Source organism: Pseudomonas sp. PvP100 (assembly GCF_017833055.1).
GTDB lineage: Bacteria > Pseudomonadota > Gammaproteobacteria > Pseudomonadales > Pseudomonadaceae > Aquipseudomonas > Aquipseudomonas syringae.
In genome coordinates, this window is sequence record NZ_JAFIBO010000001.1 from 2,217,204 (window position 1) to 2,232,463 (window position 15,260).

Sequence of the window (15,260 nt, forward strand, 5' to 3'; positions counted from 1 at the left end):
GGACATCCGCACGCGTCGGCGTTTCCTGCCGTGCCCGGTTATCTTCCGGGGATGTGTTTCCTGATGTGCATTGCGCCCTGGCACCTGCTCCAAAGGAGACCGCATTCCATGTCGCTGCCCCGCCTCGCCGCACTCGCTGCCAGCCTGACGCTGTCCACCCTGGCCCTCGCCGCCCCCACTCAGTACCCGCTGACCCTTGAAAACTGTGGCGCGACCCTGACCTTCACGCATGCGCCAACCAAGGCTGTAACCATTGGCCAGGCCGGCACCGAAATGCTTTACGAACTGGGCCTGGGCGACAGACTGGTCGGCACCTCGCTGTGGTTCAACAACGTATTGCCACGCTTCAAGGCGCAGAACGACAAGGTCGAACGCCTGGCCGACAACGAGCCCAGTTTCGAAGCGGTAATCGGCAAGCGACCGGAACTGGTGGCCGTGCAGCTGGAGTGGATGGTCGGCAAACAGGGCGTGGTCGGCACCCGCGAGCAGTTCCATGACCTGAAGATACCTACTTACATCCTGCCGTCCGACTGCGAAGGCAAGGACAATCTGGTCGGTGCCGATGGCACACGACTGGAGCCATTCCGCATCGAGACCATCTACAAGAGCATCGAGCAACTGGCGCAGATTTTCGATGTACAGGATCGCGGCGACGCGCTGGTCACCGACCTCAAGGCCCGCCTGAGCGCAGCGATTGCCAACGTCAGGCAGAACAAGGCCAACGACGTCTCGGCGCTGTTCTGGTTCTCCAGCTCCGACCTTGCCAGCGACCCTTTCGTGGCAGGCCGCAAAGGCATTCCAGACTTCATGCTCAACAGCCTGGGCATGCGCAATATTGTCCAGTCCGACGAAGAGTGGCCAACCGTGGGCTGGGAAACCATCGCCAAGGCCAACCCGAGCATTCTGGTCATCGCGCGCATGGATCGCCGCCGCTTCCCGGCCGACGATTACCTGAAAAAAATCGAATTCCTCAAGACCGACCCGGTGACCCGCAACATGGACGCAGTCAAGCATGACCGGATCGTGATCATCGACGCCGAGGGCATGCAGGCTGGCCTGCGTCTGTTCACCGGGTTCGAGGAACTGGCTGACGCCGCCAACCGTTTCAACGCTGCCAAATGAGATTGCCGATAGCGTTGGTTCATGTGCTCTGGGTTTCGGCGGTGCTGGTGCTGGCGATCATGATCGGGGCCGCGATCGGCGAAACCTCGATCAGCCTGCAGGTGGTTTTTCAGGTGCTGGCCAACAAACTCTGGGCCGCCGGCTATGTGCTCGACCCTATCGACGAAGGCATTGTCTGGAACTACCGGCTGACCCGCGCCATTGTCGCAGCGGCCTGCGGGGCCGGGCTGGCGATCTGTGGTGTGGTGTTGCAGTCGCTATTGCGCAACCCGCTGGCAGACCCGTATCTGCTGGGGATCTCCGCAGGGGCCTCGACCGGTGCAGTACTGGTCGCCATTCTGGGCTTCGGTGCAGGTGCGATCTCGATGTCGGCGGGTGCCTTTGTCGGGGCCGTGGCGGCATTTTCGATGGTCGCCCTGCTGGCGCACTCTTCACGCGGCACCACGGCAGCCGGGCAGATCATTCTGGCCGGGATCGCCGGTTCGCAACTGTTTAATGCCCTGACCTCGTTTCTGATCACCAAATCCGCAAGCTCCGAGCAGGCACGCGGCATCATGTTCTGGCTGCTGGGTAACCTCAGCGGCGTGCGCTGGCATTCGGTCTGGCTGGCCGTGCCGACGGTGCTGGTCGGTCTGCTGGTGTGCCTCTGGCACCGGCGAGCGCTGGACGCGTTCACCTTCGGCAGCGACTCGGCCGCGTCACTGGGGATCGCGGTACGCCGCGTGCAGATCATATTGATCGCTACCGCCGCGCTGGTCACCGCAGTGATGGTCTCGATTGTCGGCTCCATCGGTTTCGTCGGGCTGGTGATCCCGCACGCGGTGCGCATGCTGGTCGGTGTCCGGCACGCGCGGCTGGTGCCGCTGAGTGCCTTGAGCGGTGCACTGTTTCTGATCGCTGCCGATATCCTTTCGCGCACACTGATCAAGGGGCAGGCGCTGCCGATCGGGGTGATTACCGCACTGATCGGCGCACCGGTCTTCGCTTTGATTCTTATCCGGGGCAACAGCACGCGATGAACGCCTTACCTCATCCGCCCAGTACACCGGTGCTCGGTTGTTCCGGTCTGGGTTATTCGGTTCGTGGCGCGGCGCTGCTGCGCGATGTCGACCTGAGCATTGCCGCGGGTGAAACCCTGGCCGTGGTCGGTCCCAACGGCTCGGGCAAATCCACCCTGCTCAAGCTACTGGCCGGCATTCAGAAGCCGGTCAGCGGCTCGGTCAGCCTGGGCGGGCAAGCACTTGAGGCGTTGAGCCGCAGGGACGTGGCGCGCCTGCTGGCGGTGGTCGAGCAGCAAGCTGAAACCAGCGACGCCGTGACCGTACTGGATGCCGTCGAACTGGGCCGCACGCCATGGCTGTCGGCACTCGAGCCGTGGAGCGCCGAGGACGACGCGATCGTTCGCCAGGCGTTGCAGGATGTGGACATGCTGCACCTGCAAAAACGCGCCTGGCACACCTTGTCCGGTGGCGAGCGGCAGCGCGTTCACATCGCCCGGGCGCTGGCGCAACGGCCGCAGATCCTTCTGCTGGACGAACCGACCAATCATCTGGACATCCAGCACCAACTGACCATCCTCGGTCTGGTCAGGGCGTTGCCGGTGACCACCGTGATTGCCCTGCACGATCTGAATCAGGCACTGGACTGCGACCGTGTGGCGGTCATGGAAAAGGGTCGGCTGGTCGCGCTGGGTGCGCCGCTCGAGGTGCTGACCCCGGAACGCCTGCTGAGCACCTTCGGCGTCGTGGCGCACTGGCTGACCGACCCCAGTGACGGGGCGAAGATTCTGCGCCTGCGCTCGCGCTGAAACCGCGCCGATGGTCAGTCCGGCACCTGCTGCAATCTGCAACAGGTGCACCGCGCGGTCTGTGGCACTACAATGCGCGCTTTGCCCGCAGCCGGATCCCGTTGCCATGTCGTTACCCAAGCACCACCTGGAATTGCTCAGCCCTGCACGGGATGTGGCCATCGCCCGTGAAGCCATCCTGCATGGTGCCGATGCGGTCTATATCGGCGGGCCGAGCTTTGGTGCACGGCACAACGCCTGTAACGAGGTCAGTGACATTGCCGAGCTGGTCAAATTCGCGCACCGCTATCACGCGCGGATCTTTACCACCATCAACACCATCCTCCATGACGACGAACTGGAGCCTGCGCGCAAGCTGATTCACCAGCTCTACGACGCCGGCGTGGACGCACTGATCGTGCAGGACCTCGGGGTGATGGAGATGGACATTCCGCCCATCGAGCTGCACGCCAGTACGCAAACCGATATTCGCACCCTGAGCCGGGCGAAGTTTCTCGATCAGGCCGGTTTCTCGCAACTGGTGCTGGCCCGGGAACTGAATCTGCAGGAAATCCGCGCTATCGCTGACGAAACCGACGCGGCCATCGAATTCTTCATCCACGGCGCACTGTGCGTGGCGTTCTCCGGGCAGTGCAATATTTCCCACGCGCAAAACGGCCGCAGCGCCAACCGTGGTGACTGCTCGCAAGCCTGCCGCCTGCCATACACCCTCAAGGATGATCAGGGTCGCGTTGTGGCCTTCGAAAAGCATCTGTTGTCGATGAAAGACAACAACCAGAGTGCCAACCTGCGTGCACTGGTGGACGCCGGCGTGCGCTCGTTCAAGATCGAAGGACGCTACAAGGATGCGGGCTACGTAAAAAACATCACCGCTTATTATCGCCAGCGTCTGGACGAGATTCTCGAAGATCGCACGGACCTGGCACGTGCTTCCAGCGGCCGTACCGCGCACTTTTTCGTGCCGGACCCGGAAAAGACCTTTCATCGCGGCAGCACCGATTATTTCGTCAGCGACCGCAAGATCGACATCGGCGCGTTCGACACGCCGACCTTCACTGGTCTGGCGGTGGGCACCGTTGAAAAGCTCGGCAAGCGCGATCTGATCGCCGTGACCCATGAGCCGCTGTCCAACGGCGATGGCCTCAATGTGCAGATCAAGCGTGAAGTGGTGGGCTTCCGTGCCAACATCGCCGAGCTCAAGGGCGAGTTCGAAGAAGACGGCCAGAAACGCTGGCGCTATCGCGTGGAGCCCAACGAGATGCCAGCGGCCCTTTCCAGCCTACGCCCCAATCATCCGCTGAACCGCAACCTGGACCACAACTGGCAACAAGCGCTGCTCAAGACCTCGGCCGAGCGTCGTATCGGCGTTCAATGGCAGGTCACGCTGCGCGAAGATCATTTGAGCCTGAAAGCCACCAGCGAAGAAGGCGTGAGCGTCACGGTCGGTCTTGATGGGCCATTCGGAACGGCCAACAAGCCCGAGCAGGCGCTGGATCAGCTGCGTGACCTGCTCACCCAACTGGGCACCACGATCTATCATGCCCAGGATGTCAGGCTTGACGCGCCACAGGCGTTCTTCGTGCCCAACTCGCAGCTCAAGACCCTGCGCCGCGACGCCATCGAGGCATTGACCGAAGCCCGCATCAAGGCTCATCCGCGCGGCGGACGCAAGGCCGAGACCACTCCGCCACCGGTGTACCCGGAGTCGCACTTGTCTTTTCTGGCCAACGTCTACAACCAGAAGGCTCGCGACTTCTATCATCGCCACGGCGTGCAGTTGATCGACGCGGCCTACGAGGCCCACGAAGAGACCGGCGAAGTGCCGGTGATGATCACCAAGCATTGCCTGCGTTTCTCGTTCAACCTGTGCCCGAAACAGGCCAAAGGTGTGACAGGCGTGCGCACCAAGGTCGCGCCGATGCAACTGGTGCACGGTGATGAAGTGCTGACCCTCAAGTTCGATTGCAAGCCTTGCGAAATGCACGTGATCGGCAAGATGAAAGGTCACATTCTCGACTTGCCGCTACCTGGCAGCGCGGCGGCCAAATCGGTGGTCGGCCACATCACGCCGGAAGACCTGCTCAAGACTGCGCGTCAGCGTTCTCCGCATTGATCGGTACAAGGGGTTGGCACCCTGCCAACCCCTTACGTCTCTGATAAAGCCCTCTTAAAGAACGCGCTCCATGTGGGTGGTGTTCCACACCGGATCGCTTTCCACATCGGTTACGGCAAAGCCCTGTTTCTCCCAGAAACGAATCGCGCCTGGCAGAAATGGATGGGTATGCAGGTACAAAACCTCTATGCCGCCTGCCTCGGCATGAGCCCAGAGCGCCTGACATAAGCGGCTGGCCAGCCCGTCGCCGCGAAACTCCGGCGTGACGAACAGACGTACGATCTCGACAGTTCTGCGCCCGCGGTAATCGAACTGCGGGAAACGATGATCGTAAGGCAGGTAGCCCACAGCCGCGATGATCTGCCCTTCACAGCGGGCGATCAGGAACTTGCCGTTCTCACCGTTCAGATACACCTGCTCGAAACCGGCCAGATCGGGCGGAACGGTGACGGTGTCGAGCAAGGGAAAGATCGCGGCACGCGCGCGCATGACGAAATCGACGGTGTGCGGAATCTCGGAGGGGTGTACTTCAGTGATAGTGATGTTCATGAGCACGGACTTATTGGGGGAATTGCAGGGTGATACACATGTTACGCCAGCCTTGGGCTTCTGAACGCACGGCTTAACTATAGAGCAGGCGGCGCGGCGCAGAATTGCGACGCGGAGCGTCACGACAGGCATTCCCACGCGGAACGCTCAGCGTTATACGCAAGTCCGCTTTTGATTCTGGCCGAAGGCCGTGGGAGCGACCGGCGGGCAGAATCAATGACAGACCGCAGGCACGCCGTTATCGTGCCCACGCTCCGCGTACAGCGTACAGCGCACAGCGCACAGCGCACAGCTTTACAGCGCAGCCCCCTTGATGCGCACCAATGCAAGGCAGGAAAAATCCTGCGCCAGATGCGGCTGTAAACGCTGCGCGGCCGTGCGGGCATTGCCCATTCGGGCTTGAAGCGCTGCCGGCGCAAGCTGGCACAACCTCTGCATAATCCTCAACAACCCCACCATGAATGTGGTCGGGCCGCCCCGGTTGATCGATGTGGATCGCCAGTCTCGCAAAGACCAGAGGGCTACTCGGGTGCTTCCGGCAACGTGGCTCGATGACACCCCAGAATACCCAATAAAACAACAGGCAAAGGCGCCTGGAACCGAACGGTTCCGGGCGCTTTTTTTTTGCTTTGAAAAACCTGATTGGCCTCGGCCGGGACTCGCTATGAACACCACAGTCTTCCCCCTCAACGATGTAAAAACCCTGATCGTCGTCGGTAATGGCATGGTCGGGCATCATTGCGTCGAGCAGTTGATCGCAGGCGGCGCACTCGAACGCTATCGCATCCACGTCTTTGGCGAAGAAACACAGCGCGCCTACGACCGCGTGCACCTGTCCGAATACTTCACTGGCCGCGACGCCGAATCGCTGGCCATGAGCGAGATGTCCGTTTACGAACAACCCGGCCTGACGCTGCACCTCGGCGTACCGGTGCTGGAGATCGATCGTGATCGTCACGAAATCATCACCGCCGAAGGCTGCTTCGGGTACGACAAGCTGATTCTGGCCACCGGCTCCTACCCGTTCGTACCGCCTATCGAAGGCGCCCGAGGCAACTCCCGGCTGGTCTATCGCACACTGGAGGACCTGGACAGCATTCGCTATGCCGCGTCGAAAGCCCGCCGTGGCGTCGTGGTCGGCGGCGGACTGCTGGGGCTGGAAGCGGCCAATGCGCTTAAATCGCTGGGGCTGGAAGCCCATGTCGTCGAGTTCGCGCCGCGTCTCATGCCGGTGCAACTGGATGAGCTCGGTGGCGCTGCGTTGAAAGCGCGTATCGAAGCGCTGGGCGTCGGCGTGCATTTGTCCCGCGCCACGCAGTCGATCAGCGACGGCAAGCAGTACCGCTATCGCATGAACTTTGCCAATGACGAGTTTCTCGAAACCGACCTGATCGTGTTCTCCGCAGGTATTCGCCCGCAAGACGCCCTGGCCCGTCAGTGTGAACTGGCTCTCGGCCCACGCGGCGGCATCGCAATCGACGAGCATTGCCGCACCAGCGACGCCGATATCTATGCCATCGGCGAATGCGCAGCCTGGAACGGCAGTGTGTTCGGCCTGGTTGCGCCCGGTTATCAAATGGCCCGTGGCGTGGCAGCGCAGTTGTGCGAACAGGATACTGACGCGTTCTTCGGCGCCGACATGTCCACCAAGCTCAAACTGCTGGGCGTGGACGTCGGCTCCATCGGTGATGCACACGGCGCGCTGGCCGGGGCGGTCAGTTATCGCTTCATTGACGAAGCCACCGCCAGCTACCGTCGCCTGGTGGTGTCGGCCGATGGCAAGCAGGTACTCGGCGCGGTGCTGGTCGGCGATAACAGCTACTACGACACGCTGCTGCAATATGCGCAGAACGGCATCCCGCTGCCCGCCGATCCATCGAGCCTGATTCTGCCGCGTGGCGAAGGCGCACCGACGCTGGGCGCCGATGCCCTGCCCGCCACAGCGACCATCTGCTCCTGCCATAACGTCAGCAAAGGCGCCGTGTGCTCGGCCATCGACAATGGCTGCACCGATCTGGCCGCAATCAAGTCCTGCACCAAGGCGGCCACCGGTTGCGGCGGTTGCACCGCACTGCTCAAACAGGTTTTCGAGCATGAACTGATGGCCCGCGGTGTGGCGGTCGACAAAAGCCTCTGCGAACACTTCGCTTATACCCGCCAGGAGTTGTACTCGATGGTGCGCGTCGAAGGCATCGAGACCTTTGACGAACTGCTGACTCGCCATGGCAAAGGCGCGCATGGCTGCGACATCTGCAAGCCCGCAGTCGGCTCGATCCTGGCGTCGTGCTGGAACCGCCCCATCACCGAGCCTTCGCTGGTGCCACTGCAGGACACCAACGACACCTTCATGGCCAACATGCAGAAAAACGGCACCTACTCGGTGGTGCCACGTATTCCGGGTGGTGAAATTACCCCGGACGGCCTGATTGCGATTGGCGCGGTGGCGAAAAAATACGACTTGTACACCAAGATCACCGGCGGCCAGCGCATCGACCTGTTCGGCGCGCAGCTGCACGAGTTGCCGGATATCTGGAGCGAGCTGATCGAGGCAGGCTTCGAGACCGGCCATGCCTACGGCAAGTCGACCCGTACGGTTAAATCCTGTGTTGGCAGCACCTGGTGTCGCTACGGCGTGCAGGACAGCGTCGCCATGGCGCTGCGCATTGAGGACCGTTACAAGGGCCTGCGCTCGCCGCACAAACTCAAGTTCGCCGTGTCCGGCTGCACACGCGAATGCGCCGAAGCGCAGAGCAAGGACGTCGGCGTAATTGCCACCGAGAACGGCTGGAACCTGTACCTGTGCGGTAACGGCGGCATGCGTCCGCGTCACGCCGAGTTGTTCGCCACCGACCTGGATGACGAAACCCTGATTCGTTACATCGACCGCTTTCTGATGCTCTACATCCGCACCGCCGACAAGCTGCAACGTACCTCGGTCTGGCGTGAAACGCTGGAAGGCGGCCTCGAGTATCTCAAGGCGGTCATCATCGACGACAGCCTGGGCCTGGCCGCAGAGCTGGAGTCGCAGATGCAACTGGTGGTCGACCGCTACGAATGCGAATGGGCCAACGCCCTCAAGGACCCGGAAAAGCTCAAGCGTTTCCGCACTTTCGTCAACGACGGGCGTGCTGACCCCGACGTGCAGTTCGTCAAGGAACGCGCCCAGCGCCGTCCGGCAAAACCCGAAGAGCTGGCCCTTATTCCGTTGTTCAAGGAGGTAGTGTGATGAACGCGTCTCAGACAATACTTGCCGGCGACAATGCGCCCACGGCAGCGCAGCCGCACTGGCAGACGCTGTGTGGGCGCGCGGATCTGGTCGCCAATTCAGGCGTCGTGGCATGGCTGGACGGCGCGCAGGTCGCGCTGTTCTACCTGCCCGAAACCGCACAGGGCGAGCAGCTCTTTGCTATCGACAACCGCGATCCCAAATCCGGGGCGAACGTGATCGGGCGTGGTCTGATCGGGCAGATCGCGGGCGAGCTGGTCATCGCTTCGCCGCTGTACAAGCAGCACTTTCGTCTGCACGACGGCAGTTGCATCGAATACCCGGAACAGCGGCTCGACGTCTGGCCGGTAAGGCTCAAGGGTGATCAGGTAGAGATTGCCGTTTAATCGACAATGCCGATCGCAGACAACCTGGTCGCTGTCGAACCAGGTTGCTGCGGGGCATTTCTTGCAGCTTATTGAAGCTCGGAGACCAACGCCTTGTTGAAGCCCTGCGGGTCTTCCATCTGCGGGGCATGGCCCTTGCCCTTGAACTCCACCAGCCTGGCGCCCGGGATCATCTGCGCCACCTGCTTGCCTAATACCTTGTAATTGCCGATCTTCGCCTTGACCTCAGGCGGCGCGATGTCGCTGCCGATGGCAGTGGTATCGGCATCGCCAATCATCAGCACCGTCGGCACCTGCAATTTGGGAAACTCGTAGAACACCGGCTGGGTGAAAATCATGTCGTAGATCAACGCCGAGTTCCAGGCCACGATCTTGTGCCCCGGCCCTTTGTTCAGACCGGCCAGCATGTCGACCCACTTGTCATACTCAGGCTTCCAGCGACCATCGTAGTAGGTCTTCTGCTCGTAGGCGCGAATGCCTTCGGCGGTGGTCTTCAGCTCTCGTTCATACCACTGATCGACGCTGCGGTACGGCACGCCGAGTGCTTTCCAGTCCTCGAGGCCGATAGGGTTGACCATCACCAGCTTCTCGGTCTGTTTCGGGTACATCAACGCGTAACGCGTAGCGAGCATGCCGCCCGTGGAGTGACCGATCACAGAGGCCTTGTCGATACCCAGCTTTTCCAGCAGCGCATGGGTATTCATCGAAAACTGCTGGAAGCTGTACTGATAGTGCTCCGGCTTGGTCGAGGTGCAGAAACCGATCTGATCCGGTGCGACAACGCGATAGCCTGCGGCACTCAGTCCCTTGATGGTGTCTTCCCAGGTCGCAGCGCAAAAATTCTTGCCATGCAGCAGCACTGCGGTGCGGCCATTCGCCTTGCCGCCGGGCGCGACGTCCATGTAACCCATTTCCAGCGTCTGGCCCTGGGACTGGAAACTGAATTTGTGCAGCGCATGGGGGTACGTGAAACCTTCCAGTTGCTGGCCATAACCGGGCGTCTCAGCCAGTGCTACGCCTGACAGCGTCAACGACATCAACATGCCGGCAATCTTTGCAGCCCGCATAAGGGGCACCTCCTGTAGCTAGGGATCGGGAATCCACGGCGGTTTTTACGTTAAACCGCAGGCCCGCCAGTAGACCCTGTTTCCCCCTACAGATTCGCCCTTTTCCTGCCTGAAGAAGCGTAAGCAGACGTTTCATCATGTTGAGGCAAAATGCTGGACGCCTTCTGTGCGGACTGCCTAGACTTAGCCACCCGTTATCGGCCGTTTTGGCCATCCGGGTCTGATGCCAAGGAACAGCAATGAATCGAAATGAACTGCGCAAGGCCGACATCAACCTGATGGTGGTATTCGAAACATTGATGCAGGAGCGTAACGTCACCCGTGCAGCCGAAAAATTGTTTCTCGGCCAGCCCACGATAAGCGCTGCCTTGAATCGCCTGCGCAGTCTGCTCAACGACCCGCTGTTCATCCGCGTCGGCCACCGCATGGAACCCACTGCACGCGCCCACGAGATTCTCAAGCACCTGACGCCCGCGCTGGACGCCATGTCCACGGCGCTCAGCCTGACCACCGACTTCGATCCATCAGTCAGCAAAATGACCTTTCGCATCGGCCTGACCGATGACGTCGAATTCGGCCTGCTGCCGGCGATGCTCAAGGCCATCCGCCTGGAAGCGCCCGGCGTGGTGATCGTGGTCAAGCATGTCGACTACCTGAATATCTCCGAAGTGCTGATGTCCGGCGATATCACCGTTGGCGTCTGCCTGACCCGTGAACTACCGGCCAACGCCAAGCGCAAGACCCTGCGTAACGTGCAGCCGAGGCTGGTGCGCGCCGACAAGCCTGCCAGCCCCATGAGCCTGGACGAATACTGCTCGCGCCCGCACGTAGTGGTGTCGCACGTCGCGAGCGTCAATAGTTTCTCCGATGAGTGGCTGACCGCGCTGGGGCGCAAGCGGCAGGTGGTGTTGTCGGTGCCGCAGTTCGCCACCCTGCCCGCCTTGATGGCCGGCACCGACATGATTTCGGGGCTATCCGACTACGCGGCAAAGGCCATGAGCGCCTTGGGTTTGCTGTATGACGAGCCACTGCCCTTCCCCACGCCGGGGCTGGACCTGTCAATGACGTGGCTGAGTGTGATGGACAGCGACCCTGCCGAGCGTTGGCTGCGCAGCAGGATCGAGGAGTTCATGGGCGAGCGCCAGGAAGCGCCCGCCCTGACCGGATGATCAGCCGAAACGACCGGTGATGTAATCTTCGGTCTGGGTCTTGGAGGGCTTGGTGAAGATGGTGTCGGTGTCGCCGTGCTCGATCAGTTCCCCCATGAACATGAAGGCCGTGTAGTCGGAGCAACGCGCCGCTTGCTGCATGTTGTGAGTCACTATGATCACGGTGAACTGCTCTTTAAGCTCGGTGATCAGCTGTTCGATACGTCCTGTGGAAATCGGGTCAAGTGCCGAGGTCGGCTCGTCGAGCAGCAATACCTGAGGACGCAACGCGATGGTGCGGGCGATGCACAGACGCTGCTGCTGACCACCGGACAGGCCGGTCGCGCTCTGCTTGAGCTTGTCCTTGACCTCGTCCCACAAGGCCGCGCCACGCAGGGCCTGCTCGACGCGATCTTCCATTTCCCGACGCGACAGTTTTTCGTGGTGCTTGATGGCATAGGAAATGTTGTCGTAGATCGACATCGGGAACGGCACAGGCTTCTGAAACACCATGCCCACATGACTGCGCAGGCGGTTCATCGAATAGCCTGGCGCCAGGATGTTCTCGCCATTGAGCAGCACTTCACCGCGCGCTTCCTGCTTCGGGTACATCGCGTAGATGCGGTTGAAGACGCGCAGCAGGGTCGATTTACCGCAACCCGACGGGCCGATGATCGCAGTGATGCGCTTCTCGGGGATGGTCATGTCGATGGACTTCAACGACTTCTGGTTGTTGTAGAAAAACTCCAGACCGCGTACTTGGATCTTGGTTTTTTCGTTGGCCAGGGAAAGGTTGTTCATCAGGACGCCCTATTGCGCAGAAGAATTAAGCGAGACAGCAGACTCAGTATCAGTACGAACAACGTCATGACCAGCGCACCGGCCCATGCCAGGGAGTGCCAGTCATCGAACGGGCTCATGGCGTACTGGAAAACCACCACCGGAACGCTGGCGATGGGTTTGAGCAGATCGCTGCTCCAGAACTGGTTGCCGAAAGCGGTGAACAGCAGCGGCGCGGTTTCGCCGGTGATGCGTGCCAATGCGAGCAATACGCCGGTTACCACACCCGCCTTGGCCGCGCGAAGGACGATTTGCAGGGTCAGCTTCCATTGCGGTACACCCAGCGCCAGCGCAGCTTCACGCATGGTCGAGGGTTGCAGTTGCATCATTTCGTCAGTGGTACGCACCACCACCGGTATCACCAGCAATGCCAGCGCCAGCGCACCGGCAATCGCCGAAAAGCCCACCTGATGGCCTGTCACCGCGTTGAGTGGCAGTACCACGACGGTGTAGACGAACAGACCGAGCACGATGGAAGGTGCCGACAGCAGGATGTCGTTGATGAAGCGAACCGTGTTGCCCAGTTTGGTGTAGCGGGCAAATTCGGCCAGCCAGATGCCGGCCATCAGGCCGATCGGCGTACCGATCAGCAGGCCGATGCCGGACATCAGCACGCTGCCGTAGAACGCGTTGGCCAGGCCACCCTCGGTACCAGGCGGCGGAGTCATGCCGGTAAACAGTTGCAGGTTGAGCGCGTCGATGCCCTTGATGATGGTGGTCAGCAGAATCCACACCAGCCACAGCAGGCCAAAGGCAGTGGCACCACAGCTGAGTACCATTGCAATCTTGTTCTTGAAACTGCGAACCCGATACAGGTGCTCGCTGCCGGTCACATCCTTACTCATAACCCCTCCTTACGCGAAAGGCGCGACAGCATCAGGCGTGCAAGGGCCAGCACGATGAAGGTGACGACGAACAACAGGAAGCCGAGGGCGATCAGTGCGGAACGGTGCAAGTCGGTATAGGCCTCGTTGAACTCGTTGGCGATCACCGAAGCGATCGAACTGCTCGGCATCATCAGCGAAGCCGAGAACTGATGCGCGTTGCCCAGTACGAAGGTTACCGCCATGGTTTCGCCGAGCGCGCGTCCCAGACCGAGGAACACACCGCCGACAACGGCCGAACGGGTGTAAGGCAGCACGATGTCCCAGACCACTTCCCAGGTTGTACCGCCCAGTGCATAGGCCGATTCTTTAAGGGCCACGGGCACGGTGCGGAAGACTTCCTGCATCACCGAGGTAATGAACGGCGTGATCATGATCGCAAGCACGATGCCGGCGGTCAGCATGCCGATACCCAGCGGCGGCCCTTGGAACATCGGACCGATCAGCGGCAGTGCGCCAAGGTTTTCGGTGATCCACGGCGACAGGTGTTCAGCCATGAACGGGCCGAAGACAAACAGCCCCCACATGCCGTAGATGATCGAAGGGATACCGGCCAACAGCTCGATGGCCGAGGCGATCGGCATGCGCAACCAAGGCGGCGCTACTTCGGTAAGAAAGATTGCAATGCCGAAACTCACCGGTACGGCGATCAGCAAAGCCAGAAAAGAGGTAACCAGGGTGCCGTAGATTGGAACCAGGGCGCCGAACTTGCCGGCGTTCACGTCCCACTCGGTGCTGGTCAGAAAGCTAAACCCGAAAGTCTGGAATGCCAGACTGCCGCCCCACAGGGTCGACAAGGCAATACAACCCAGCAAAGCAAGCACCAGCATCGCTGCAGCCTGCAATGAACGCTTGAACCACAGGTCATGACGATGATCCCGTTTGGCGCGCTTCTCGCCCTCGGACTCACCAGCGGAGACGTTAGCGGACAGGTATTGGGTGTTTTCAGTCATGTTGAGGCCACTCGCAAGGAAAAGCCCCTGTCACCGAGCCGATATCGCGGCTGATGACAGGGGTGGTACGGGTTGAATCACTTACTTGGTGAATTCCGTTTTCCAGTAGCTTTCCACGCGATCAACCAGCGATTTCGGCAATGCTACATATTCCAGTTTCTCGGCCTGCTTCTGGCCGTTTTCCAGGGACCACTTGAAGAAGTCGAAAGCAGCCGTGCTTTTCTCTTCGTTCTTGGCTTTCTTGTACATGATGATCCAGGTGGTCGCGGTGATCGGCCATGCAGCCTCACCTGGCGCGTTGGTCATGATCAGGTTGAAGTCTTTGGCGCTTGCCCAGTCGGCAGTATCAGCGGCAGCAGCAAATGCCTTGGCATCAGGCTTGATGAATTTGCCGGCAGCGTTTTTCAGCTGAGTGTAGGACAGCTTGTTGGTGGTCGCGTAGGAGTACTCGACGTAGCCGATCGAACCCTTGATCTGCTTCACGTAGGCCGAAACACCTTCGTTACCCTTGCCGCCCACGCCTGCTGGCCACTGTACGGTCGAGCCGAACTTCAGCTTCTCGTTCCACTCCGGGCTGACTTTGCTCAGGTAGTTGGTGAAGTTGTACGTGGTGCCCGAACCGTCCGAACGGTGAACGACGGTGATCGCCACATCTTTCAGGTGATCTTTCAAATCAGGGTTCAGGGCAACGATTGCAGGGTCGTTCCACTTCTTGATGTCGCCCATGAATATCTTGGCGATGGTTGGGCCGTCCAGCTTCAGTGCGCCACTTTCGACGCCTTCGACGTTGATGATCGGCACGATACCGCCGATCACGCTCGGGAACTGACCCAGACCGCCAGCCTGCAGATCTTCTGCGGACATCGGGGCGTCGGATGCGCCGAAGTCAACGGTCGCAGCCTTGATCTGGGCAATACCACCACCCGAACCGATGGACTGATAGTTGATACGGTTATCCTTGCTCTTGCTGTAGTCCTGGGACCACGCCGAAATAACCGGGTAGACGAAACTCGAACCAGCGCCTGTTACATCAGTCGCGTGAGCCACACCGCTAAGGCACAGCGATGCGATCAGAAGCGACAAGCGTTTTTTAGTCAGCAGAATCACGGTAATACCTCAGTCCAGGAGATTGTGTGGTGGTCCACTTAAGGAGGCCCGAGGCGGA

Annotated in this window: 13 protein-coding genes; 7 read left to right on the forward strand and 6 right to left on the reverse strand. The window is 60.6% G+C overall.

Annotation, left to right across the window (positions count from 1 at the left end; translation table 11 throughout):
- The first annotated feature begins 108 nt into the window (after positions 1–108).
- The 4 genes from JOE39_RS09240 to JOE39_RS09255 all read left to right on the forward strand — a co-directional run bounded on the left by JOE39_RS09240 (position 109) and on the right by JOE39_RS09255 (position 5,042).
- Positions 109–1,122: an ABC transporter substrate-binding protein gene (locus JOE39_RS09240; protein ID WP_003319259.1), complete on the forward strand. Its 1,014-nt coding sequence runs from the start codon at positions 109–111 to the stop codon at positions 1,120–1,122.
- Positions 1,119–2,141: an iron chelate uptake ABC transporter family permease subunit gene (locus tag JOE39_RS09245; RefSeq protein WP_032662324.1), complete on the forward strand. Its 1,023-nt coding sequence runs from the start codon at positions 1,119–1,121 to the stop codon at positions 2,139–2,141. The genes JOE39_RS09240 and JOE39_RS09245 overlap by 4 nt, the downstream gene beginning before the upstream one ends.
- A complete protein-coding gene (locus JOE39_RS09250) occupies positions 2,138–2,929 on the forward strand; it encodes an ABC transporter ATP-binding protein (protein ID WP_010406918.1) in 792 nt (263 codons plus the stop codon). The genes JOE39_RS09245 and JOE39_RS09250 overlap by 4 nt, the downstream gene beginning before the upstream one ends.
- Positions 2,930–3,035: 106 nt before the next feature.
- A complete protein-coding gene (locus JOE39_RS09255; RefSeq protein ID WP_032662328.1) occupies positions 3,036–5,042 on the forward strand; it encodes a U32 family peptidase in 2,007 nt (668 codons plus the stop codon).
- Positions 5,043–5,096: 54 nt separating this feature from the next.
- Here JOE39_RS09255 and JOE39_RS09260 read toward each other — a convergent pair whose 3' ends face one another.
- Positions 5,097–5,591: a GNAT family N-acetyltransferase gene (locus JOE39_RS09260; protein ID WP_003396470.1), complete on the reverse strand. Its 495-nt coding sequence runs from the start codon at positions 5,589–5,591 to the stop codon at positions 5,097–5,099.
- Between the two features lie 664 nt (positions 5,592–6,255).
- On the opposite strand from JOE39_RS09260, the gene nirB reads away from it, so the two are divergent.
- Positions 6,256–8,817 (forward strand): nitrite reductase large subunit NirB, encoded by a 2,562-nt coding sequence (gene nirB, locus JOE39_RS09265; RefSeq protein ID WP_096113661.1) that lies wholly within the window; start codon positions 6,256–6,258, stop codon positions 8,815–8,817.
- Positions 8,817–9,203, forward strand: coding sequence for a nitrite reductase small subunit NirD (gene nirD, locus JOE39_RS09270; protein ID WP_003315451.1), 387 nt, complete (start codon positions 8,817–8,819; stop codon positions 9,201–9,203). Before nirB ends, nirD begins: the two co-directional genes overlap by 1 nt.
- A gap of 68 nt (positions 9,204–9,271) precedes the next feature.
- Here nirD and JOE39_RS09275 read toward each other — a convergent pair whose 3' ends face one another.
- Positions 9,272–10,270: an alpha/beta hydrolase gene (locus tag JOE39_RS09275; protein WP_122336338.1), complete on the reverse strand. Its 999-nt coding sequence runs from the start codon at positions 10,268–10,270 to the stop codon at positions 9,272–9,274.
- Positions 10,271–10,509: 239 nt separating this feature from the next.
- Here JOE39_RS09275 and JOE39_RS09280 point away from each other — a divergent pair, with 239 nt between their 5' ends.
- On the forward strand, positions 10,510–11,439 hold the full coding sequence (locus JOE39_RS09280; protein ID WP_122336339.1) for a LysR family transcriptional regulator: 930 nt from the start codon (positions 10,510–10,512) through the stop codon (positions 11,437–11,439).
- On the opposite strand, the gene pstB is transcribed toward JOE39_RS09280, so the two are convergent.
- From pstB to pstS, 4 genes are all read right to left on the reverse strand, one after another.
- Positions 11,440–12,219 carry a phosphate ABC transporter ATP-binding protein PstB gene (pstB, locus tag JOE39_RS09285; RefSeq protein WP_002553918.1) on the reverse strand — a complete coding sequence of 260 codons (780 nt, stop codon included), beginning with the start codon at positions 12,217–12,219 and terminating at the stop codon, positions 11,440–11,442.
- The gene (gene pstA, locus JOE39_RS09290; RefSeq protein WP_003396464.1) at positions 12,219–13,103 is read right to left on the reverse strand and encodes a phosphate ABC transporter permease PstA; all 885 of its coding nucleotides are present in this window, start codon (positions 13,101–13,103) and stop codon (positions 12,219–12,221) included. The genes pstB and pstA overlap by 1 nt, the downstream gene beginning before the upstream one ends.
- Positions 13,100–14,095, reverse strand: a complete 996-nt coding sequence (pstC, locus tag JOE39_RS09295; protein ID WP_003315456.1) for a phosphate ABC transporter permease subunit PstC — start codon at positions 14,093–14,095, stop codon at positions 13,100–13,102. The genes pstA and pstC overlap by 4 nt, the downstream gene beginning before the upstream one ends.
- Positions 14,096–14,176: 81 nt before the next feature.
- Positions 14,177–15,202, reverse strand: a complete 1,026-nt coding sequence (gene pstS, locus JOE39_RS09300; RefSeq protein ID WP_122336340.1) for a phosphate ABC transporter substrate-binding protein PstS — start codon at positions 15,200–15,202, stop codon at positions 14,177–14,179.
- Positions 15,203–15,260 lie beyond the last annotated feature (58 nt).

Bases quoted from the DNA above. Each gene is read 5' to 3' on its own strand.
- JOE39_RS09255 (WP_032662328.1), top strand. From the start codon at position 3,036: ATGTCGTTACCCAAGCACCACCTGGAATTGCTCAGCCCTGCACGGGAT.
- JOE39_RS09260 (WP_003396470.1), bottom strand. From the start codon at position 5,591: ATGAACATCACTATCACTGAAGTACACCCCTCCGAGATTCCGCACACC.
- JOE39_RS09245 (WP_032662324.1), top strand. From the start codon at position 1,119: ATGAGATTGCCGATAGCGTTGGTTCATGTGCTCTGGGTTTCGGCGGTG.
- pstA (WP_003396464.1), bottom strand. From the start codon at position 13,103: ATGAGTAAGGATGTGACCGGCAGCGAGCACCTGTATCGGGTTCGCAGT.
- JOE39_RS09250 (WP_010406918.1), top strand. From the start codon at position 2,138: ATGAACGCCTTACCTCATCCGCCCAGTACACCGGTGCTCGGTTGTTCC.
- pstC (WP_003315456.1), bottom strand. From the start codon at position 14,095: ATGACTGAAAACACCCAATACCTGTCCGCTAACGTCTCCGCTGGTGAG.
- nirB (WP_096113661.1), top strand. From the start codon at position 6,256: ATGAACACCACAGTCTTCCCCCTCAACGATGTAAAAACCCTGATCGTC.
- JOE39_RS09280 (WP_122336339.1), top strand. From the start codon at position 10,510: ATGAATCGAAATGAACTGCGCAAGGCCGACATCAACCTGATGGTGGTA.
- JOE39_RS09240 (WP_003319259.1), top strand. From the start codon at position 109: ATGTCGCTGCCCCGCCTCGCCGCACTCGCTGCCAGCCTGACGCTGTCC.
- pstB (WP_002553918.1), bottom strand. From the start codon at position 12,219: ATGAACAACCTTTCCCTGGCCAACGAAAAAACCAAGATCCAAGTACGC.
- JOE39_RS09275 (WP_122336338.1), bottom strand. From the start codon at position 10,270: ATGCGGGCTGCAAAGATTGCCGGCATGTTGATGTCGTTGACGCTGTCA.
- nirD (WP_003315451.1), top strand. From the start codon at position 8,817: ATGAACGCGTCTCAGACAATACTTGCCGGCGACAATGCGCCCACGGCA.